This window comes from Zunongwangia sp. SCSIO 43204, assembly GCF_019904275.1.
Taxonomy (GTDB): domain Bacteria; phylum Bacteroidota; class Bacteroidia; order Flavobacteriales; family Flavobacteriaceae; genus Zunongwangia; species Zunongwangia mangrovi.
Map to the genome: position 1 here is coordinate 1,854,199 of NZ_CP063204.1, position 22,991 is coordinate 1,877,189.

Annotated in this window: 17 protein-coding genes and 2 riboswitches; of the genes, 16 read left to right on the forward strand and 1 reads right to left on the reverse strand. The window is 37.2% G+C overall.

Annotated elements, in window-relative coordinates; all coding sequences use genetic code 11:
* The first annotated feature begins 7 nt into the window (after window positions 1-7).
* The 10 genes from INR75_RS08190 (at window position 8) to INR75_RS08235 (ending at window position 16,254) form a co-directional block, all read left to right on the forward strand.
* Window positions 8-2,101, forward strand: coding sequence for a HEPN domain-containing protein (locus tag INR75_RS08190; protein WP_223091497.1), 2,094 nt, complete (start codon window positions 8-10; stop codon window positions 2,099-2,101).
* Complete coding sequence (gene cobA / locus INR75_RS08195; RefSeq protein ID WP_223091879.1) at window positions 2,094-2,891, forward strand: uroporphyrinogen-III C-methyltransferase; 798 nt, start codon at window positions 2,094-2,096, stop codon at window positions 2,889-2,891. The genes INR75_RS08190 and cobA overlap by 8 nt, the downstream gene beginning before the upstream one ends.
* A 434-nt stretch (window positions 2,892-3,325) precedes the next feature.
* A complete protein-coding gene (locus INR75_RS08200; RefSeq protein ID WP_223091498.1) occupies window positions 3,326-3,919 on the forward strand; it encodes a bifunctional precorrin-2 dehydrogenase/sirohydrochlorin ferrochelatase in 594 nt (197 codons plus the stop codon).
* Window positions 3,912-4,973, forward strand: a complete 1,062-nt coding sequence (locus INR75_RS08205; protein WP_223091499.1) for an NAD(P)/FAD-dependent oxidoreductase — start codon at window positions 3,912-3,914, stop codon at window positions 4,971-4,973. The genes INR75_RS08200 and INR75_RS08205 overlap by 8 nt, the downstream gene beginning before the upstream one ends.
* A gap of 258 nt (window positions 4,974-5,231) precedes the next feature.
* A complete protein-coding gene (locus INR75_RS08210) occupies window positions 5,232-5,654 on the forward strand; it encodes an OsmC family protein (RefSeq protein WP_223091500.1) in 423 nt (140 codons plus the stop codon).
* A 471-nt stretch (window positions 5,655-6,125) separates the two neighbouring features.
* Window positions 6,126-6,246: riboswitch (SAM riboswitch) on the forward strand.
* A 49-nt stretch (window positions 6,247-6,295) separates the two neighbouring features.
* A complete protein-coding gene (locus INR75_RS08215) occupies window positions 6,296-7,315 on the forward strand; it encodes a homocysteine S-methyltransferase family protein (RefSeq protein WP_223091501.1) in 1,020 nt (339 codons plus the stop codon).
* 1 nt (window position 7,316) lies between these two features.
* A complete protein-coding gene (metH, locus tag INR75_RS08220; RefSeq protein WP_223091502.1) occupies window positions 7,317-10,037 on the forward strand; it encodes a methionine synthase in 2,721 nt (906 codons plus the stop codon).
* A 47-nt stretch (window positions 10,038-10,084) separates the two neighbouring features.
* On the forward strand, window positions 10,085-11,041 hold the full coding sequence (gene metF, locus INR75_RS08225) for a methylenetetrahydrofolate reductase [NAD(P)H] (protein ID WP_084839723.1): 957 nt from the start codon (window positions 10,085-10,087) through the stop codon (window positions 11,039-11,041).
* A gap of 603 nt (window positions 11,042-11,644) precedes the next feature.
* Window positions 11,645-11,746: riboswitch (SAM riboswitch) on the forward strand.
* 122 nt (window positions 11,747-11,868) lie between these two features.
* Window positions 11,869-15,255: a bifunctional aspartate kinase/homoserine dehydrogenase I gene (gene thrA / locus INR75_RS08230; protein WP_223091503.1), complete on the forward strand. Its 3,387-nt coding sequence runs from the start codon at window positions 11,869-11,871 to the stop codon at window positions 15,253-15,255.
* Window positions 15,256-15,366: 111 nt separating this feature from the next.
* Complete coding sequence (locus INR75_RS08235) at window positions 15,367-16,254, forward strand: retropepsin-like aspartic protease (protein WP_223091504.1); 888 nt, start codon at window positions 15,367-15,369, stop codon at window positions 16,252-16,254.
* Here the strand turns inward: INR75_RS08235 and gldA are convergent.
* Window positions 16,251-17,156 (reverse strand): gliding motility-associated ABC transporter ATP-binding subunit GldA, encoded by a 906-nt coding sequence (gldA, locus tag INR75_RS08240; RefSeq protein ID WP_223091505.1) that lies wholly within the window; start codon window positions 17,154-17,156, stop codon window positions 16,251-16,253. The two genes, INR75_RS08235 and gldA, sit on opposite strands and share 4 nt — an antisense overlap.
* A gap of 420 nt (window positions 17,157-17,576) precedes the next feature.
* Here gldA and INR75_RS08245 point away from each other — a divergent pair, with 420 nt between their 5' ends.
* From INR75_RS08245 to dtd, 6 genes are all read left to right on the forward strand, one after another.
* On the forward strand, window positions 17,577-18,401 hold the full coding sequence (locus INR75_RS08245) for a prephenate dehydratase (protein ID WP_223091506.1): 825 nt from the start codon (window positions 17,577-17,579) through the stop codon (window positions 18,399-18,401).
* A gap of 2 nt (window positions 18,402-18,403) precedes the next feature.
* On the forward strand, window positions 18,404-19,549 hold the full coding sequence (locus tag INR75_RS08250) for a pyridoxal phosphate-dependent aminotransferase (protein WP_223091507.1): 1,146 nt from the start codon (window positions 18,404-18,406) through the stop codon (window positions 19,547-19,549).
* Complete coding sequence (locus tag INR75_RS08255) at window positions 19,546-20,394, forward strand: prephenate dehydrogenase (protein WP_223091508.1); 849 nt, start codon at window positions 19,546-19,548, stop codon at window positions 20,392-20,394. The genes INR75_RS08250 and INR75_RS08255 overlap by 4 nt, the downstream gene beginning before the upstream one ends.
* Window positions 20,395-20,404: 10 nt before the next feature.
* Entirely contained in the window at window positions 20,405-21,487 is a 1,083-nt protein-coding gene (locus tag INR75_RS08260) for a bifunctional 3-deoxy-7-phosphoheptulonate synthase/chorismate mutase type II (RefSeq protein ID WP_223091509.1), read from the forward strand.
* 93 nt (window positions 21,488-21,580) lie between these two features.
* Window positions 21,581-22,528, forward strand: a complete 948-nt coding sequence (rsgA, locus tag INR75_RS08265) for a ribosome small subunit-dependent GTPase A (protein WP_223091510.1) — start codon at window positions 21,581-21,583, stop codon at window positions 22,526-22,528.
* Window positions 22,525-22,977 carry a D-aminoacyl-tRNA deacylase gene (gene dtd / locus INR75_RS08270; protein WP_223091511.1) on the forward strand — a complete coding sequence of 151 codons (453 nt, stop codon included), beginning with the start codon at window positions 22,525-22,527 and terminating at the stop codon, window positions 22,975-22,977. The genes rsgA and dtd overlap by 4 nt, the downstream gene beginning before the upstream one ends.
* The last annotated feature ends 14 nt before the right edge of the window (window positions 22,978-22,991 follow it).

The window sequence follows — 22,991 nt, forward strand, 5'->3', positions numbered from 1 at the left end:
TTTATCCATGCAAAGTTTTAGAACCGAAATTGAAAATCCTGTTGTCGAAAAAGACATCATCGATTTAGAAAAGAAAATTCGCCTGTTTCGCGAAGGCAAAGCAGACGAAGAGAAATTCCGAAGCCTGCGCCTAGCGCGTGGAGTTTATGGCCAAAGGCAGGCTGGAGTACAAATGGTTCGTATAAAACTGCCTTTTGGAAAAGTAACTTCAGAACAATTACATCGTATTGCAGATGTTTCAGATGAATATTCTACCGGGAGATTACACATTACTACTCGCCAGGATATTCAAATTCATTATGTAAGCTTAGAGCGTACGCCCGAGCTTTGGGCACAACTTGAGAAAGATGATATTACGCTTCGTGAGGCGTGTGGTAATACAGTAAGAAATGTGACAGCCTCCCCAACAGCTGGTGTAGATGTAGACGAACCTTTTGATGTATCTCCTTATGCAGATGCTACTTTTAGGTTTTTTCTACGGAATCCTATTTGCCAGGAAATGGGGCGTAAATTTAAGATCGCTTTTTCTGCAACAGACGAGGATACAGCGCTAAGTTATATTCATGATCTTGGTTTTATCCCAAAACTGCAGGATGGAAAACGCGGATTTAAAGTAATGTTGGGAGGCGGACTAGGTTCACAACCACGCCATGCCGATAAACTATACGATTTTATTGAGGCTGAAGAAATCATCCCACTTATAGAATCTGTACTTCGAGTTTTTGATCGTCACGGTGAGCGTGCAAAACGATTAAAAGCAAGAATGAAGTTTTTAATAAAAGATATAGGATTAGAAGCTTTCTTAGAATTAGTAGATGAGCAGAAAAAAGCTTTATCTCAGGAGAAAGCAGAATTTCATATCGAAAAATTCGAGGCTGCTCCACCACTTCAGGATGTAGAGGTTCCTTCATTAGAAATTGAAGATCAGAAGGATTATGAAGTTTGGAGAAACACGAATGTAATTCCGCAGAAACAGGAAGGATTATTTGCTGTAGGAATCCGAGTTCCCCTAGGAGATTTTTATACCGGTGGAGCAAGACAACTGGCAGATCTAATCAAAAATTATGCAGGTAACGAAATTCGTCTAAGCTTGCGTCAGGATATTTTAATTCGTCACGTACGCGAAGAATTTTTGCCATATTTCTATACCGAATTAAAGAAATTAGGTTACGCAGAAACTGGTTATAATAAAACGGTGGATATCACGGCTTGTCCCGGTACAGATACCTGTAATTTAGGAATCGCAAGTAGTACAGGAATTGCAGATGTGCTTGAGGATGTCTTAAAAGAAGAATATCCACAGTTTATCAATGGAAAGGATATTACCATTAAGATTAGTGGTTGTATGAATGCCTGTGGGCAGCACAATATGGCTGAAATTGGTTTCCAGGGAATGTCAATCAAATCTGGAAAAGCTGTAGCGCCGGCATTACAGGTGTTACTTGGAGGTGGTGTTCTTGGAAATGGCGAAGGTCGTTTTGCAGATAAAGTGGTAAAAGTACCAAGTAAACGTGGTCCTGAAGCCCTTAGAGTATTGCTAAATGATTTTGATGCAAATGCTGAAGCAGACGAGAAATTCATCCAATATTACGATCGCCAGGGAAAAACTTATTTCTACGATCTATTAAAAGATCTTGCTGATACATCAGAACTTAGTGAAAATGATTTTATCGATTGGGGACATGAGAAACCATATATCAAAGCAGTTGGTGTTGGTGAATGTGCCGGCGTCGTGATCGATCTTATTGCTACTTTACTTTTCGAAAGTGAAGAGAAAATCGATAATGCACAAAGCGCGATCGATCGTAAAGCATGGTCAGATTCTATTTATCATTCGTATACATCTATCGTAAATTCAGCAAAAGCTTTATTGATCGCAGATGATGTTAAGACCAATACACAGGCGGGAATCATTTCTCAGTTTGACGAGTTATTTGTAGAGACTGGAAAAATTGAACTTTCAACTTCTTTCAAAGAGTTCACGTATCAATTAAACGGACATGAACCTAGTGAAGAGTTTGCTCAAAAATATATCGAAGATGCACGTTTATTCTTAAAAAGAGTAGATGCTTATAGAACAAAGGAGGTACAAGATGTATAATCTTCCAAAACTAAGTGTGGTTGGTGCAGGTCCTGGTGATCCAGAGCTTATCACACTAAAAGCACTAAATACGCTAAAATCGGCAAAAGTGGTGCTTTACGATGCGCTTATTAATCGTGAGTTATTAGAATATGCGCCGCAAGCCGAGCATATTTATGTAGGAAAGCGTAAAAATAAACATCGTTATTCTCAGGATGAGATCAACGATCTTATTGTGAATTACGCCAATGAACGTGGGCATGTTGTACGCTTAAAAGGTGGTGACCCTTTTATCTTCGGAAGAGGCTCAGAAGAGATCAATTACGCCAAAAGTAAAGGCTTAGATACTGCGGTAGTTTCTGGAATAACTTCATCCATTGCGGTGCCGGCGAATGTGGGAATTCCACTAACACAACGCGGAACTGCCGAAAGTTTTTGGGTAATTACAGGAACAACTTCAGCGAGAAAATTATCCAGTGATGTTTACCTGGCTGCACAATCTACAGCTACGGTTGTTATTTTGATGGGAATGAGTAAGCTTGCTGAAATTGTAAAGATTTTTAGCGAATTTGGGAAAGAAGATATGCCGGTAGGAATCATTCAGAATGGAACCACAATTAACGAGCAATCTGGTTTTGGAACCATTAAAACAATAGAAAAAGTAGTTACTGAAAAGAATTTAACCGCACCCGCAATTATCGTGATTGGCGAAGTGGTTAAAGAAAGTCATCAATTACCAAAAGAGATCAAAGAAGCAAGCGGATTTTCAGCTTCAGAATATTCAAAGTTTTTGAAGATAGGAGCAGCGTAGTTGATGTGCTAATTTGAAGATTTGAAAATGTGTTGATGATATGATAGAAGAGATTAAATAGCTATCGCTGTTAGATTTTAGAGAATAGATTTAGAAGAATTGATTATTTATAAGACTAAGTTGGATCTGGCCTATCGAAAATTGCTTGTAAAATTGGAAATGAAAGAAGCGTATAAATTTTAGGCTGTTTGAGCGAAGCGAGTTCCTAAAATTTAGCTTCAGAATGAACAATTTAAAGCAAGGTTCGTAAGCCTAGACTTTTTTGTTTCTTTTTTCGGCAATGGAAAAAAGAAAGTTATGTTCGAATTATTGAATTATAAATAAAGTTGTTACCCTGAACTTGATTCATGATCTCTTCTATATAAGTTAATGAGATTTTCGGATCAAGTCCAAAATGACGAGAGTTCAATGCAAGCCAAAGAGCTAAAAAAAATATGCAAGCAAGAAACGAATTATATCCTGTTTTTCTAAAAGTAAACAACTTAAACATCCTTGTTGTAGGTGGAGGGAATGTTGGGCACGAAAAACTTCATTTTTTACTGAAGTCGAGTCCCAATGCCAATGTTGAGGTCGTAGCCAAGTGGTTTGCGCCAGAAACTGAAGCTCTTGCCAAAAAACATGGTGTAAAATTGATCAAAAGCAGGTATAAAAGAAAATTTCTTAAAAGACGGCACGTTGTAGTAGCTGCAACCAATGATGCAAAACTTAATAAAAGAGTACACAAGCATGCTAAAAAGCGGTATTTGCTTGCAAATATTGCAGATACGCCCGAGTTATGTGATTTTTATATGGGCGGAATTGTAAATAAAGGCAACGTGAAAATTGCGATTTCTACCAATGGGAAATCGCCAACAACGGCCAAGCGTTTACGTCAGTTTTTCGAAGAGGTGATTCCGGAAGATGTAAATAAAATGGTCGAAAATCTTAATGAATATCGAAAAACCATCAAAGGCGATTTTGAAGCCAAGGTGGAACAATTAAATACAATAACCGAATCCTTAATCGTAAAGAAAGATAAAAATGATTGAAACAGATATCCTTGTCATAGGAGCAGGCCCCACAGGATTATTTACCGTTTTTGAAGCGGGATTATTAAAATTAAAAACACATTTAATAGATGCCTTACCGCAGCCAGGTGGGCAGTGTTCAGAAATTTATCCCAAGAAACCGATTTATGATATTCCGGCTTTTCCAGAAATCAATGCCGGTGATCTTGTGAATAATTTGATGGAACAAATAAAACCTTTTGAACCAGGATTTACTTTAGGTGAACGTGCAGAAACTTTAGAAAAGCTAGACGACGGGACATTTATCGTAACCACTAACAAAGGAACAAAACACCATGCTCCGGTAGTAGCTATCGCAGGAGGTTTAGGTTCTTTTGAGCCTCGTAAGCCGCCTATCCAGAATATTGCAGATTACGAAGATAAAGGAGTAGAATACTTTATAAAAGATCCAGAAGTTTATCGTGGTAAAAAGGTAGTGATTGCCGGTGGTGGAGATTCAGCTTTAGACTGGGCGATTTATTTAGCAGATGTTGCTGAAGAAGTAGCGTTGGTACATAGAAGAAAAGAGTTTAGAGGAGCTTTAGATTCTGTAGAAAAGGTGTCTGAATTATCGAAACTCGGTAAAATCGAAATGATCACCAATGCTGAAGTTGTTGGCCTTAAAGGAGAAAATGATTTAGAGCAGGTAGTAATTCGTCATAAAGATGAAGCGCGCGGTGAAGAGTTAAGAGAGGTAGATCATTTTATACCATTATTTGGATTGTCTCCAAAATTAGGCCCTATTGGGAATTGGGGATTAGAGATCGAAAAGAATGCCATTAAAGTTGACAATTCTTACGATTACGCAACCAATATTCCTGGAGTTTATGCGATTGGAGATGTAAATACATATAAAGGAAAATTAAAATTGATCTTATCTGGTTTCCACGAAGCAGCAATTATGTGCCAAAGTGCTTATGCGAGAATTTTCCCAGATAAAAAATACGTACTTAAATATACTACGGTAGGTGGAGTAGAAGGATTCGACGGATCTAAAAAAGAAGCCAAAAAAGAAGTAGTGCAGAGTATCGGGTAATTAGATTTGAGATCGCTTTGCTGTTAGATTTTAGAAATTAGACAATTTGGTGATGCATTAATTTAATATCAATGTCATTTCGACCCTGCCTCTTCGGCAGGCAGGTGTAGCGTAGCGAAACGGAGAAATCTAAATCTCATTTATAAAAAACGTCATTTCCTTAAACAGAAATGACGTTTTTTATAAATAGCTTCAAAGTAGCAAAGGTTACAAAAGAATCATAACACGTTTCGTATATTTGAATCAAAATTAAAATAGATGAAAATCTTTCTAAAAAGGCTTAATGATGCCTATCACTTTGAGACTAAAAATGAACGTGGTGATATTGTTCATTTAGATAATAAATCTGAAGAAAATCCGCAGGGAGGTAGTCCTATGGATTTATTGCTTAGAGGAATTGCAGGCTGCAGTAGTATAGATGTGGTGATGATCCTTAAAAAGCAAAAAATAGAATTAGAAGATCTTCAGGTAGAAGTTGATGGTTTTAGAGAAGATGGAGCTGTGCCTAATGTTTTCAAAAAAATCCATTTAAACTTTATGCTGAAAGGCGATGTCACACCACAAAAAGCTTTACGTGCAGTAGAACTTTCAATGGATAAATATTGTTCAGTAGCAAAAATGTTAGAAAAAGCAGCTGAAATCTCCTATGAAGTAAATGTAAACGGAGAGGCTGTAAAATAATTATTAATTCCTTTTACTAACATTAAAAGGACTATTGTTATTTCGTGATGGATGCAAAATCTCATGATTCGAATAAAAAACAGATGAGATCCTGAATCGAGTTCAGGATTACTTATGCTGAATTAAAAATAGATTTTTTATTTTGGATCTTTTTTGTGGCCTATCGAAAATTGCTTGTAAAATTGAAAGTGAGAGAAGCGTAAAAAATTTTAGGCTGTTTGAGCGAAGCGAGTTTCTAAAATTTAGCTTCCGAACATACAATTTCAAGCAAGATTCGTAAGCCTAGATTTTTTTGGTTCGTTTTTTCATCAATGGAAAAAATGAACAGAATTATTTTAGGGACAGATTTTGATAAATTTTAATTAATTTCTTCATTAATTATAAAGAAGAAGATAATCAAGATTTTTACTCATTCTCTTGTCATTATAATAGATCGCCGTATATTAGCGGGCTCAGTTCATAAATTTATTAGCGTTATCAAGAAAGGTTGAGGGATTAGACCCTGTGAAGCCTTAGCAACCCTCCTCAACCAAAAGGGTTTTAGGGAGAAGGTGCTACCTTCTACTACGTGATTTGCGTAGATAGATAACAAACAGACTTTCCCTTATCTTCTTTTTTGATAGCCAATAGAATAGCATAACATGTCGAAATTAGAAGAATTATTAGCTGAAAAAATATTGATCCTCGATGGTGCCATGGGCACCATGCTTCAGGAATATAAATTTACTGAAGAAGATTTCCGTGGAGATCGTTTTAAAGACTGGCCGGTTTCTGTTCAGGGAAACAATGATCTGCTTTCGATCACCCAGCCAGAAGCAATTGCCGCAGTTCACAAAAAATACTTTGAAGCCGGTGCCGATATCGTAGAAACCAATACATTTTCTGGAACTACGATCGCAATGGCAGATTATAAAATGGAAGAACTCGTAGATGAATTAAATTACGAGTCGGCCAAAATCGCCAAGCAAGTTGCGATAGAACTTACTGAAGCAAATCCAAAGAAGCCAAAATTTGTAGCAGGAGCAATGGGGCCTACCAATAAAACGGCGAGCATGTCTCCAGATGTAAATGATCCCGGATTTCGTGCAATTTCTTTTGATGAACTTCGAATTGCATACAAACAGCAAGCCAGCGCTTTGATTCGAGGCGGAGTAGATATTCTTTTGGTAGAAACTGTTTTTGATACGTTGAATGCAAAAGCAGCACTTTTTGCTATCGATGAACTTAAAGAAGAATTGAATCTGGATATTCCGGTGATGGTTAGCGGAACAATTACCGATGCTTCGGGTAGAACTTTATCTGGGCAAACAGCAGAAGCTTTCTTGATTTCAGTCTCGCATATTCCACTTATGAGTATAGGTTTTAATTGTGCGCTTGGTGCCAAGCAATTAACGCCGCATTTAGAGGTATTGAGCTATAAAGCGCAATACGGAGTTTCAGCTTATCCTAATGCAGGTTTACCAAATGCTTTTGGTGAGTATGATGAATCACCTTCAGAAATGGCAAAGCAAACACGCGAATATTTAGATAAAAGTTTGGTGAATATTCTTGGTGGTTGTTGTGGTACAACACCAGATCATATAAAAGCGATTGCAGATATTGCAAAAGAATATAAACCACGACCGATAAAAAGTCTTCAACATAAAAAAGCTTCGGCCTAAAATGGAAGGATTAGACAGTAATTTAGCAAATAACACTTCAGCAAAAAAAGAATACAGGCCTTTACAATTGTCGGGTTTGGAGCCACTTATTATTACTCCAGATAGCAATTTTGTAAATGTTGGTGAGCGTACCAATGTGGCGGGTTCTCGAAAATTTCTTCGTTTGGTAAAAGAAGAAAAGTTTGATGAAGCACTCGATATTGCTCGTGATCAGGTAGATGGAGGGGCGCAGATCATCGATATTAATATGGACGATGGTTTGATTGATGGTAAAGAAGCTATGGTTAGATTCCTGAATCTTATTGTTGCTGAACCCGATATCGCCCGTGTTCCTATAATGATCGATAGCTCTAAATGGGAAATTATCGAAGCTGGTTTGCAGGTAGTGCAGGGAAAATGTGTGGTGAATTCGATCTCACTAAAAGAAGGTGAAGAACAATTTATCGATCATGCAAAAAAAATAAAACGTTACGGCGCTGCTGTTATCGTAATGGCTTTTGATGAAGTTGGTCAGGCCGATAATTATGAACGCCGAATAGAAATTGCAAAGCGCTCTTACGATATACTGGTAGATAAAGTAAAATTTGCGCCAGAAGATATCATTTTCGATCTTAATATTTTTCCGGTAGGAACCGGGATGGACGAGCATCGTAAAAATGCCATAGATTTTATCGAAGCTACGCGCTGGGTAAAAGAGAATTTACCGCATTGTAGTGTGAGTGGAGGTGTAAGTAATGTGAGTTTTTCTTTCCGCGGAAATAACCCGGTAAGAGAAGCCATGCATTCGGTGTTTCTTTATCATGCGATCAAGGCTGGTATGAATATGGGAATTGTGAATCCGGCTTTATTAGAGGTTTACGATGAAATCCCAAAGGATCTTTTAGAACATGTAGAAGATGTGATCTTAGATCGTCGTGAAGATGCAACCGAGCGTTTATTGGATTTTGCTGAAACTGTAAAAGGATCGGCTAAAACCAGTAAAGTCGATCTTAGCTGGCGAGAAGAACCTTTGCAAAGCCGTATTACGCACGCATTGGTAAAAGGAATCGATGCTTATGTGATCGAAGATGTAGAGGAAGCAAGACTGGCTTCAGAAAAACCTATCGAAGTTATCGAAGGTCATTTAATGACGGGGATGAATGTGGTTGGTGATCTCTTCGGAAGCGGAAAAATGTTTCTTCCGCAGGTGGTAAAATCGGCACGGGTAATGAAAAAAGCTGTTGCTTATTTATTGCCTTATATTGAAGAACATAAATCCGGTAAACGTGAAACTGCCGGAAAAGTATTGATGGCTACCGTAAAAGGAGATGTTCACGATATTGGTAAAAATATAGTAAGTGTTGTTTTGGGATGTAATAATTACGAGATCGTCGATCTTGGAGTTATGGTTCCGCCTGAAAAGATCATTGAAACCGCAAAAGCTGAAAATGTTGATGCGATAGGATTAAGTGGTTTGATCACGCCATCCTTAGATGAAATGGTTTTTCTGGCTAAAGAAATGCAACGACAGGAATTCTCGGTTCCCTTATTAATTGGTGGGGCTACAACCTCCAAAGCACATACGGCAGTAAAGATCGATCCACAATATATGCACGCCGTAGCGCACGTTAACGATGCATCGCGAGCCGTTACCGTTGTTGGTGATCTACTGAATAAACGAACCCGAAAAACGTATATCGAAAACCTCAAATCTGAGTATGAAGTATTCAGAAATAATTTTGGGAAACGAAGCAAGGTGAAGAGCTTTCTTTCGATTGAAGAAGCACGTGAGAATAATTTCAAAATCGATTGGAAAACATCGAATATCAGCAAGCCAAATAAGCTTGGGATCCAGGTTTTAGAGGATTTTGAATTAGATAAACTCTTAGATTATATAGATTGGAGTCCGTTTTTTAGAAGTTGGGATTTACACGGCCGTTATCCTAAGATTTTAGAAGATGAAGTGGTTGGAGAACAGGCAAGATCACTATTTGCTGATGCTCAGGTATTGCTGAAGCGTATTTTAGATGAAAAATTGCTAAAAGCGAAAGCTATTTTTGGTCTATTTGAAGCAAATACCATCAATAGTGACGATATCGAGGTGAAATTCGATGAAAATTCAGAAGAAAAAACGATCATTTTTAGAACGCTACGCCAGCAATTAAAAAAGCATGGAGGGAAGCCTAATTTCGCCTTATCAGATTTTATCGCACCAAAGGAAACCGAAATTCAGGATTATATGGGCTGTTTTTGTGTAACCACAGGTTTTGGAACACAGGAATTAGCAGCAGAATTTGAGAAAAATCTTGATGATTATAATTCGATTATGATCAAAGCGCTGGCCGATCGTTTTGCTGAAGCTTTTGCTGAATACCTTCATGAAAAAATAAGAAAAGAAGATTGGGGTTACGCTTCCGAAGAAAGTTTGAGTAACGAAGAATTGATCAAGGAGAGTTATAAAGGAATTCGCCCGGCACCGGGATATCCTGCCTGCCCAGATCATTTAGAGAAACTTACGATTTGGGAATTGCTGAAGGTAGAAGAGCGCATTGGCGTAAAACTTACGGAGAGTTTGGCCATGTGGCCGGCAGCCAGCGTAAGTGGTTATTATTTTGCCAATCCTGAAGCAAAATACTTTGGTTTAGGAAAGATAAAAGAAGACCAGGTAAAAGATTTTGCCGAGCGCAAAGGAATAGAATATAAAAAAGCCGAAAAATGGCTTAATCCAAATATTGCAGATTAAAAATAAGCTGACAGCCAACAGCTATCAGCAATTAGTAGCTTAAGACAATGAAAGTAACCGAGCATATAGAGAAAGCAAAAGGGAAAACCTTGTTTTCGTTCGAGATCGTTCCGCCACAAAAGGGGAAGAATATTCAGGAATTATATGATAATATCGATCCTTTAATGGAATTTAATCCGCCGTTTATAGATGTGACCACTTCACGGGAAGAGCATATTTACATTAAACGCGACGACGGATTATTAGAACGTAAAATTACCAGAATGCGCCCGGGAACGGTTGGAATTTGTGCTGCCATCAAACAAAAGTACGATGTAGATACGATTCCGCATGTTTTGTGTGGCGGTTTTACGAAAGAGGAAACCGAGTATGTTTTGGTAGATTGTCATTATTTGGGAATCGAAAATGTAATGGCTTTGCGTGGTGATGCGATGAAACATCAGCGTTATTTTGAACCAACAAAAGGTGGGCATATTTACGCTAACGAACTTGTAGGACAGATTCGTGATCTTTCAAAAGGAAAATATCTGAATGAAGTTATCGATTCTGAAAATCATCCTGATTTTTGTATTGGTGTTGCCGGTTATCCTGAAAAACATTTAGAGTCACCTTCTTTAGAAACCGATCTTAAAAAGCTAAAAGCAAAGGTTGATGCGGGAGCAGATTACGTGGTAACGCAGATGTTCTTTAATAATCAGGCGTATTTCGAGTTTGTAGAAAAGGCGAAGGAAATGGGAATTAACGTACCAATTATTCCGGGAATCAAACCGATAGCGGTGAAAAAGCACTTACAATTGTTGCCGCATGTATTTAGTATCGATCTTCCGCAGGCATTAATAGAAAGCGTTGAAGCCTGTAAAAATAATAAGGAAGTCCGCCAGGTAGGAATTGAATGGGCGATCGAGCAAACCAAAGAATTAAAAGCAGCCGGCGTACCGGTATTGCATTTTTATTCCATGGGAAAAAGTTCTAACATCAAGCAAATCGCTGAAGCAGTTTTTTAGTAATTAGAATTGAGACCGCTTCGCTGTTAGATATTAGAAAAAAGACTTTTGACATTTAGATCAGAATTAAATTATTTTGAATTTAAAATGTTGAATTTTGAATGGAAAAGAGGAGAGAAAAAAGAATATAGAGAATAGACTTTTAATGCGTATTCAAGAGAAAGAAGTTCAAATCCAGAATTTCCCACAAAGTTTTAGTCAATTATTGTCCTACTTTTTGTTGTCGTAGTAAAAACAATGAAATGTTGTGCTGCTGGCAGTGGAGTTCTGCCTAGCGAAGCGGTTGCAGAACGCATGCAAAACTTTTCAGCAGTTTTTCAAGATATCAAAAATAAGACTAGACCTTTTTGTTTCTTTTTATGGCAATGATAAAAAGAAAGTTTAGACTTCTCGATACACCAAATTTTTACATTTCATTCCAAAAATTGGCACTCGAAGTGACAAAAATATATTAGATAAAACAAGCAATACGATTAGGGAGAAAGCTGATCGCTAATGGCTAAAAGCTGTCAGCTAAGAAACCAAAAACTAAACACAAAAAAATGTTGGTCGATCGCAAATTATTACCGTAATTTGTGGTCACAAAGTTCAGAAACTTACTGATTGTTATCAAGAAAGGCCGAGGGAATAGACCCGCTGAAGCCTTAGCAACCCTTTGCCAACAAAGAAGGTGCTACGTTCTACCGATTTCCGGATAGATAACAGATAGATTCTTCATCGAATTATTCTCACAAACTTTTCTTGATCATAACGAAGCGCGCACCCATCAAAGGGTTATTGCTGTTTTCAGTCGGTTTTAAACTTTCAAAAGTTTAAAAAGGGAAAAGTTGAAACAAGATTTATTACAATTACAACTTAAGGATTTTACCACATTAAGCGGTGCTAAGCAGGATATTACATTGTCCTATCACGTGTTTGGCCAGCCATTACATTCGGCGCCTATCGTGATGATTAATCATGCGCTTACGGGAAATTCTGAAGTTGCCGGAGAAACCGGTTGGTGGAAGGATGTTGTAGGGACAGAGAAATGTATCGATACCGATAAATATACCATTCTGGCTTTTAATGTGCCCGGGAATGGTTATGACGGAATTCTAATCGATAACTATAAAGATTTTGTAGCAAGAGATATCGCCAGGATCTTTCTTTTAGGCTTAGATTCGTTAAAAATCGAGCATCTTTTTGCACTGGTTGGTGGTTCGCTTGGAGGCGGAATCGCGTGGGAAATGGCAGCCTTGAGTCCGGAGATTACCGATAATTTGATCACCGTAGCAACCGATTGGAAATCGACCGACTGGCTTATCGCTAATTGCCAGATTCAGGAGCTGTTTTTAAATAATTCTAAAAATCCGGTGCACGATGCGCGTATGCACGCCATGTTGTGTTACCGCACGCCCGAGTCGTTTAAATCCCGTTTTAAAAGAACCCAAAACGAAGAACTTCAGGTTTTTAATGTAGAAAGTTGGTTGTTGCACCACGGCGCAAAACTTCAGGAGCGGTTTCAGGTGGGGGCGTATAAATTAATGAATCAGCTTTTAAAAACGATCGATGTTTCTCGTGGTAGGCCAGAGCTGGATAAGGTTTTAGAAAGTATCAATGCCAATATTTGCATCATTGGGGTAGATTCAGATCTCTTTTTTACTGCGGAAGAAAACAGGGAAACATACAAACAGCTGGCACAAAGCAGCAATAAAGTGACTTATGGCGAAATCCATTCGTTACATGGTCACGATGCATTTTTAATCGAATTTAAACAATTGGAAAATATAATTGCAGGCATTTTTCAAAAAGCAAATAAAATGAAAGTAGTAAAGTTTGGCGGAAAATCTCTCGCCAACGGAGAAGGTATCAATACGGTTTTAGAAATTATTGAAGAAAAGATCAAAAATGAAGAACGTATTGCGGTAGTGGTTTCAGCAAGAGGAAAAACCACAGATCAGCTTGAAAATTTATTAGAGAAAGCATCAGAAAATGAAGATTTTGCTTCGGCTTTTGAGAAATTTAAAGCCTACCAGATCGCAGAATATGATTTTGTAGATTTTTCCGAAGAATTTAAAAATATCGAAAAACTACTGGAAGGTGTTCGCTTGCTTGGGGATTACAGTGCGAAGATTAAAGATCAGTTGCTTTCTCAGGGCGAATTAATGTCGGCTAAATTGATTACTGAAATTCTAAGACAACGCGGTTACAAAGCCAATTTTACCGATACGCGTAAATTGATTAAAACTGACGATATTTTTGGAAATGCGCAGCCATTGGATGCACTTTCAAAAGAAAATGTTCTGGAGCATTTTGAAGAATTTAATGGCAAAACAGTGAATATCGTTACCGGTTTTATTGGCTCGAACGCTAAAAATGAAACCACAACTTTAGGTAGAAATGGTAGTAATTACACAGCTTCTTTAATCGCGAATTATCTGGATGCTGAAGAGTTGCAAAACTATACTCACGTAGACGGAATTTATACGGCGAATCCAGATTTGGTGCCGAGTGCACAACGAATCGACCAGCTTTCTTATAACGAAGCGAACGAGCTTGCGAATTTTGGAGCGACGATCTTACATGCCAAAACCATTATTCCGTTGATCGAGAAAAATATTCCGCTTAGAATCCTGAATACTTTTAATAACGACAATCAGGGAACTTTGATCACGGCAAAACCGAATAAGGAAGGAATGAAGTCTCTTTCGGTTTTAGAACATACGGCTTTGCTGAATTTAGAAGGTCGTGGTTTACTTGGAAAATCTGGTGTAGATGCAAGAATTTTCCGTGCACTTGGCGATGCCCAAATAAGTGTGAGTATAATTTCGCAGGGTTCTTCGGAACGTGGAATTGGTTTGGTGGTAGATGCTGAAAATGCAGTGCGTGCGGTAAAAGCTTTAGAGCGCGAATTTGAGAGCGATTTTTATTCAAAAGATGTGAATAAAATATCTGTGGTAGATGATGTTTCGGTGATTTCGATCGTTGGGCAGGATCTAAGTACATTCCATAAACCTTACGATGCGCTTATAAGAAATCAGATCGTTCCTTTGCTTTTTAATAATACGGTAACCGGGAAAAACGTGAGTTTGGTGGTGAAAAAATCACAACTGAATAAAGCCCTAAATGTAATTCATGGTGAGATCTTCGAAATTTGTAAAAAGATCAATATTGCGATTTTTGGCCACGGAACGGTTGGTGGTACTTTGATCAACCAGATTTTAGATTCAGCAGCAAGTATTGAAGAGCGTAAAAAAGTAAAACTGAATATTTTTGCGGTTTCAAATTCCAGAAAGTTATTGCTTCATGCTACAGGAATTGGCTCAGAATGGAAAACACAATTAGAAGAAGCGCAGCAGGAAGCTTCGATCGATGAGGTGATCAAATACGCGAAGTTGTTTCATTTAGAAAACCTGATCGCGGTAGATAATACGGCGAGCGAAGCTTTTGTTCAGGATTATAATAAACTGGTAGATCACGGTTTCGATTTGGTTTCTTCCAATAAAATTGCGAATACTTTAGGTTTCGATTTTTATAAGGAACTACGTGAGAATTTGGAGAAAAACCAGAAACAATATTTATACGAAACTAATGTTGGTGCAGGTTTACCGCTAATCGATACGATTAGAATTTTACACCTTTCCGGAGAAAATATTACTAGAATTCGGGGTGTGTTTTCAGGAACTTTAAGTTATTTGTTCAATACTTTTTCTGCGGAAGATCGCACGTTTAGCAGTGTTTTAAAAGAGGCGATCGACAAAGGATTTACAGAGCCAGACCCTCGTGAAGATCTAAACGGAAATGATGTAGGCCGAAAATTATTGATTTTGGCAAGAGAATTAGACCTTCAGAATGAATTTAGCGACGTAAAAATTAAAAATCTAGTTCCTGAAGATTTGCGTGGCGGTGATGCGAAAACATTTGTGTCGAAATTAGAAGAATTAGACGATACTTATCAAAAAGTGAAAGAAGAGCAGAAGCCAAATCACGTATTGCGATATATTGGTGATCTTTCTGGAGATTTACAGCAGGACAAAGGAGAATTAGAAGTTGCTTTGGTTTCTGTGCCAGATGATAGCAGTTTGGGGCAGGTAAAAGGAGCCGATTCTATCTTCGAGATCTATACCGAATCTTACGGCGATCGCCCAATTGTAATTCAGGGTGCCGGTGCCGGTGCCGCGGTGACTGCACGTGGTGTATTTGGTGATATTTTAAAACTTTCAGAAAAGAAATAGCATAATTAATATTGAAAAAGGAAGATTTCTAAAGCCTCATATTCGATAAAATATGAGGCTTTTTTTTGTAACAAAGCCGCTAGCAATTCGTGGAATAAGAAAGAGGATATTATGAAGCGAGCAATTTTAGTAATTACATTTTTATTTATTTCAAATTTATTTTACGCACAAAATTATTCCGAAGAAAAGATCGAAATTCCGTTTAAATTGAGTCCAAATGGTCACATTATGATTAGGGCGATGGTAAATGGTGTTTCTGGAAATTTTGTATTTGATACCGGCGCCGGTATGAATTTACTAACCAAAGATTTTGCCGATAAAATCGATAATCTTGAAAAAACAACTCATTTTTATACCGGGCATCGTGCCACCGGAGAGGCGATAACTTCAGATCTATATCATTCAGAGGTTCTAGATATTGGAGATTTTAGTATCGAAAATGAACAATTTGCGGTGTATGATATCGATTTTCCGTTAGACGGATTAATTTCTTTAACGCCATTTCAGCAAAAAGCTTTCACGATTAATTTTGCTGAAAATAAACTGGTTATTGAATCTGAAAAATCACTTCAGCAACGAAAAGTAAATATGGATTTTGAAATGCCTTTGGAAATTAATAATGATAGAAATATAAAGGTGAGCATAGGAACGAGGGTGAAAATTGATTCTTTGGAATTGCATGTTGGTTTGGATAGTGGTGCCGGTTTTGATGTTTATCGTTTCAATTCCAGATATATGGAAGATTTAGGAATCGATTCTACCAAAGTTGATAGTAAATTTATCCCGAGCTCTTTTAAACCTGAAGAAGGAAACCAATATTATTTTGCTGAGGTTTCGAAACTTACCAACCCAAAAATGAATGCTGAAAAGACCGATTTTCGAGCAACATTTATTGATGGTTTGATTTACGAAGGGATTATGGGAATTAACTGGATTGGCGATGTACTAACCTTTGATATGCCTTCTGAAAAAATTATCGTGAAAAACGTCGAATATTAATCTTTAGATTGCTGAGTTAATTCAGTAAATAAACTTTCCAGATTTTTAGATTTTTGATTTAGTTGAAGGGTTTTTAGCCCGTTGTCATGAGCAAAGTCAAAAACAGCCGGGCGCATGTCTTCTGTTGTGGTAAAAGTAAGCTCATAAACAAAACCTGCAGGATTTTTCACTTCTTTTAAATGCGGAAGCTTTTGCAGCGCCACCATTTCGATACGATAATCAAATTCTACCTCAATAATTTGTTCCTGGTCTTTACGAAGATCGGTTAATTTTTGGTTTGCGATAATTTCGCCGTGATTTATAATGATTACGCGATCGCAAAGCGCTTCAACTTCCTGCATAATATGAGTAGAAAGGAAAATTGTCTTGTTTTTAGCGATATTCTTAATTAGACTACGAATTTCTACAAGTTGGTTAGGATCCAATCCCGTGGTTGGTTCATCTAAGATCAACACCTGTGGATCGTGCAATAAAGCTGCAGCCAAACCAACGCGCTGGCGATAACCTTTAGAAAGCTGATCGATTTTTTTATTGGCTTCAGGAGTAAGATTGGTTAATTTAATCACCTCTTCTATACGATCTTTTTTAATTCCGTAGACTCTCGCATTAAACGCAAGATATTCCCTAACATACATTTCTGTATATATAGGATTATGTTCTGGCAGGTAGCCAATACTTTTTTGTAGATCGTGTAATTGTTTATCGATCTCGAAGCCGTTTACACTGGCATTTCCTTCAGAAGGTTTAAGGTAACCGGTTAAGATTTTCATTAAAGTAGATTTCCCCGCACCGTTTGGACCAAGAAAACCAACAATTTCACCTTTTTCAATAGAAAATGAAACCTGGTTTAGGGCTTTTTGTTCTCCATAGAATTTTGATATTTTTTCTACTGAAATCGACATATTAGAAGCTTTAGGCCAAAAGTAAGCATAAAAATGGCGTGGCAAAAGAAGCTTTACGTAATAACGCGGTCGTATTGAAATTCTTATTTTTCAGTATTAGTATTTATAATTTAAAAACAGGCTTTTTAAGAATGGCTTTGCTGCAAGATTTCTTCTGAAAAAACTGAAATATAAAAAGATTCGTAAAAAGTAGTTTTATCTGAAAAAAAGTGAAAAAAGGGTTTTTCATATTAAAATATAATTATACTTTAGTCAGCGTAACAAAGAACAGATGAAGAACTTAATTACTTGGAACACATTCTTTTATTTTTATTTCTATTTTAAGGAGTAGAGATCGGGAATGGTATGTAATTAAGCAAACAATATTATATAAAAGTCTCGATCTAAAAGTCGGGACTTTTTTTTTACATCAATTTTTGAATGAAAAAAGTCATAGGAATACAGGGAATTCAGGGATCTTTCCATCATTTGGTCGCCCAGCAATATTATGGTGAAGATGTTGAGATTTTGGAATGTATGTCTTTCCAGGAACTGGTAAGAAGTCTTGTTGCCGGGGAAACCCAGGAAGCTGTGATGGCGATCGAAAATTCTATCGCAGGCTCTATTCTTCCTAATTATGCATTGATCGACGAGAATGATCTGCATGTTGTTGGTGAACATTATATCCCGATCGCGATGAATATGATGGCGTTAAAAGGTCAGCAGATCGAACAGATCAAAAAAGTATATTCTCATCCCATGGCTTTATTGCAGTGTAAAGAATTCTTCAAAAAATATCCCAATATTAAATTAATTGAAGATACAGATACTGCTGAGGTTGCCAGAAGAATTTCAGAAAAACAATCAAAGCATGTAGCGGCTGTAGCGAGTAGTGCGGCGGCTTCAATTTTTGGATTGGATATACTGGCTTCAGACATTCATACAAAAAAGAGTAATTCTACTCGATTTTTGATCATCAGTAAAACCAAAAAAGAACCAAACGGCGAGAAGATCGATAAAGCTTCGTTGAAGTTTGAGTTAGAAAGTCGCACGGGGAGTTTAGTTTCAGTATTAAATATTATGCGAGATTTTGATCTAAACATGACGAAGATCCAAAGTATGCCAATTATCGAAACTCCCTGGAAATACAGCTTTTTTATCGATATCACTTTCGATGATTACGAGCGATTTTCTAAAGCCATGGAAGTTTTGGGAATGATGACCGAGCAATTAAGAATTTTTGGAATATATAAAAACAACGTTTAATAATGATACCAGCCAATAGGTTAGAACACGTAAAAGAGTACTATTTCTCTTCTAAATTAAGAGAAGTTCGTGCCTTGCAGGCCGCAGGTAAACCCATTATCAATTTAGGAATTGGTAGCCCAGATTTACCGCCACCGCCACAGGTGATTGCCGCCTTAAATGAAGGTTTAACTCAAAATGGTGCGCATCAATATCAGCCGTATAAAGGAACAGCTGATTTTAGGAATGCGATTGCCGGGTTCTATCAAAAGTATTATCAGGTATCATTAGATCCTGAAACCGAAACTATCCCATTAATGGGAAGTAAAGAGGGAATTTTGCATATTTCTATGGCCTATTTAAACGAAGGTGACGAGGTGTTAATTCCTAATCCTGGGTATCCTACCTATACTTCGGTTTCGAAATTGGTTGGTGCGAACGCGATTTTTTATGATCTAAAAGAAGAAGGAAACTGGTTGCCGAATTTCGATGAATTAGAGCAGAAAGATCTAAGTAAAGTAAAAATCATGTGGGTTAATTATCCGCATATGCCAACAGGAGCATCGGCTACAGATGAAGTTTTTGAGCAATTAATTGCTTTTGGAAAAAAGCATCAAATCCTTATTGTAAATGATAATCCATATAGTTTTATCCTGAATGAAAACCCTAAAAGCATTTTAAAGGCTGAGGGAGCTAAAGAAGTCGCGTTAGAACTAAATAGTTTGAGCAAAAGTTTTAATATGGCGGGTTGGCGTGTTGGAATGTTGAGTGGAAGCGCTAAGAACATCGATACGGTTCTAAAGGTTAAAACCAATATGGATAGTGGGATGTTTTATCCTGTGCAAGCTGGCGCTACTGCAGCATTGAAATTAGATAAAAACTGGTTCGATTCTATGAATTCGGTTTATAAAGGCCGAAGAGCGAAAATTCTGGAGTTAGCAGAAGCTTTAGAATGTACCCCGGGCGAAGAACAGGCAGGAATGTTTATTTGGTGTAAAGTTCCTGAAGGAAAATCTTCTGAAAAATTTGTGGATAATCTATTGCACGAGCATAGCATCTTTACTGCGCCAGGTTTCATTTTTGGAGATATGGGCGAAGGTTATATTCGTTTCTCATTATGTACAGACGAGAAAAATGTAGATGAAGCCATTAAACGAATTAAGGGATGAAAGTAAGTGTAATTGGTGTAGGTCTTATTGGTGGTTCGTTTGCATTGGCAATAAAAGAATCTTTTCCTGAAAGCAGCATTTTTGGTATCGATAAGAGCGAAGCACATGTGAAGGAAGCTTTGGAGATCGGTTTTATCGATGTTGCCGGAACAATGAAAGATCTTGCCGACAGTGACGTTGCAATTGTAGCGGTACCGGTAGATATAAGTATCAAGGTTTTAAAAGAAGCTTTAGATCATGCCGGAGATAATACTTTGGTAATCGATGCCGGTTCTACTAAATTCAAATTATGTGAAGCAGTAAAAGATCATCCAAAACGAAGAAATTATTTATCGGCGCACCCTATTGCGGGAACAGAGTTTTCAGGACCTTCAGCAGCTATAAAAGATTTATATAAAGAAAAGACCAATATCGTATGTGAAGTAGAAAAAACAGCTTTTAAACTTCAGGAGCGAGGCATGGAAATCTTCAGAAAAATAGGAATGCGTATTCGATATATGGATCCAGAATCTCACGATCGTCATATCGCTTATGTGTCACATTTGTCGCATATCAGCTCTTTTATGCTAGGAAAAACAGTGCTCGAAAAAGAGAAAAATGAGCGTGATATTTTCGATTTGGCGGGTAGTGGATTTGCTTCAACTGTAAGACTGGCAAAAAGTTCACCGGCAATGTGGTCGCCTATTTTTCAGCAGAACAAAGAAAATGTGCTGGAAACATTAAATGAATATATTCAGAATTTAAGCTCTTTTAGAGACTTGATCGCCAACGACGAATTTGGCGAAGTGTACAACGAAATGGAACGTACAAATCATATAAAATCAATTTTAAACGGAATTAGCTAAATTTTTTATCATGGAAAACAAGAAAGAATTAAGAAACTGGTTAGACGCATTCGGATTAGATCATCCGTTGGTAATCGCAGGACCATGTAGCGCAGAGACTGAAGAGCAGGTGCTAAAAATTGCTCATCAGTTAAAAGATACCGATGCTACAGTTTTACGTGCTGGAATCTGGAAACCAAGAACAAGACCAGGAAACTTTGAAGGTGTTGGTGCTTTAGGTTTAAAATGGCTGCAAAAGGCTAAAGAAGAAACTGGAATGTTAACTACTACAGAAGTTGCGAATCCGCATCACGTAGAGTTAGCTTTAAAACATGATGTAGATATTCTTTGGATTGGAGCAAGAACTACTGTTTCTCCTTTTATTATTCAGGAAATCGCAGATGCGCTTAAAGGTACAGATAAGCCTGTTTTAATTAAAAACCCTGTAAACCCAGATTTAGCCTTATGGCTTGGTGCGGTAGAGCGTATGTACACTGCAGATATTAAAAATCTTGGGGTGATTCACAGAGGATTCTCTAGCTACGAAAAATCGAAATATCGTAATAATCCAGAGTGGCAAATTGCGATCGAATTACAAAATAAATTCCCAGACCTTCCTTTAATTTTAGATCCTTCGCATATTGCAGGACGTCGTGATATTATTTTTGATCTTTGCCAAACTGCGCTAGATCTTAATTTCGACGGATTAATGGTAGAAACTCATTGGGATCCAGATAATGCATGGAGTGATGCTAAACAGCAAATTACTCCAGAAACTTTAGTGCAGATCATGAAAGATCTTAAAATTAGAAAAGAGGTTTCTGAAAGTGAAGATTATCAAAATAAATTACAAAATCTTAGAGCTAAGATCGATATTGCAGATAATCAATTGATCGAGCTTTTGGCAAAACGTATGAAAATTTCTGAAGATATAGGTCATGTGAAAAAATCACAGAACGTAGCGATTCTTCAGACAAAACGTTGGAACGAGATTTTAGGTAAAATGGTTTTAGAAGGTGAGCAACACGGACTTAGTGAAGAGTTTGTTTTAAAATTATTTAAAGCCGTTCACCAGGAATCAATTAATCACCAGCAAACTATTTTAGATAGTTAAGCATTAAAATGATTTCTTGATTTTCCAAAATAAGATAATACCTCGTGAAATTGTGTAATTTTGCGAGGTATTTAATTAGAGGGAAAAATGTAAATGAGAGGAACGGTTTATAAATCTACAGGGAGTTGGTATCAGGTAAAGGCTGAAGATGGGACGTTTTACGACTGTCGTATCAAAGGGAAATTCCGTATTAAAGGGATTAAAAGTACTAATCCTGTTGCTGTTGGAGATAAGGTAGAGTTTGATCTTGAAGAAATTTCAGAGCAAACTCAGGGCGTGATTAAGAAGATTAGCGATCGTGATAATTATATTATCAGGCGTTCTGTAAACCTTTCTAAGCAAACACATATTATTGCCGCCAATATCGATCAGGTTTTTCTGATGGTTACCTTAAATAATCCTCCCACCTTTACCACTTTTATTGATCGTTTTTTAGTTACTGCAGAAGCTTACCATGTAAAAGCAGTGCTTCTTTTCAATAAGATCGATACGTATAACGAAGATGAACTTTTGGAGATTAAATTCCTGGCAAAAATGTATCGCGAGATTGGGTACGAGTGCGTAGGAATTTCAGCAAAAAGCGGTAAAAATGTATATAAGGTAAAAGAAATGATGTTGGGGAAAACCTCGATGTTTTCTGGACATAGTGGTACCGGTAAGTCGACGTTGATCAATGCTTTAGAACCTTCCTTAAATTTAAAAACCTTAGAAATTTCAGAACAACATAAACAAGGACAACATACCACGACTTTTGCTGAAATGTTCGATCTAAGTTTTGATGCCAGGATCATTGATACTCCGGGAATTAAAGGATTTGGAGTTGTAGATATTGAAAAAGAAGAGCTTGGTGATTATTTCCCTGAATTTTTTGAATTAAAACAAGATTGCAAATTTCATAATTGTCTTCATCTCAATGAGCCAAAATGTGCGGTAAAAGATGCTTTGGATGATGGTGAAATTCCGTGGTCGCGTTATAAAAGTTATTTGCAAATTATTGAAGGGGAGGATGATCCTTATCGCATAGATCAATACAAAAAATGAGAGTAGTACTACAACGAGTAACAAAAGCTTCAGTTACGATAGAAAATAAATTAAATGCTGAAATTGGTTTAGGACTTTTATTATTAGTTGGTATTGAAGCTGAAGATACTTGCGAAGATATAGAATGGCTTTGTAGAAAGATCGTGAATATGCGAATCTTTAATGATGAAGACGGCGTGATGAATAATTCACTTTTGGATATAAATGGTGATGCTATCATTGTTAGTCAGTTTACTTTACACGCCAGCACCAAGAAAGGTAATCGGCCAAGTTATATTAAGGCCGCTAAGCCAGATGTGGCCATTCCGTTATATGAGGAATTTATTCAGGTTTTCAAAAAATATCTTGGAAAAGAAGTTGGTACCGGAAAATTTGGCGCCGATATGAAGGTAGAATTATTAAATGACGGCCCGGTAACTATCTTAATAGATTCTAAAAATAAAAGTTAAAAATTCTTAAAAAT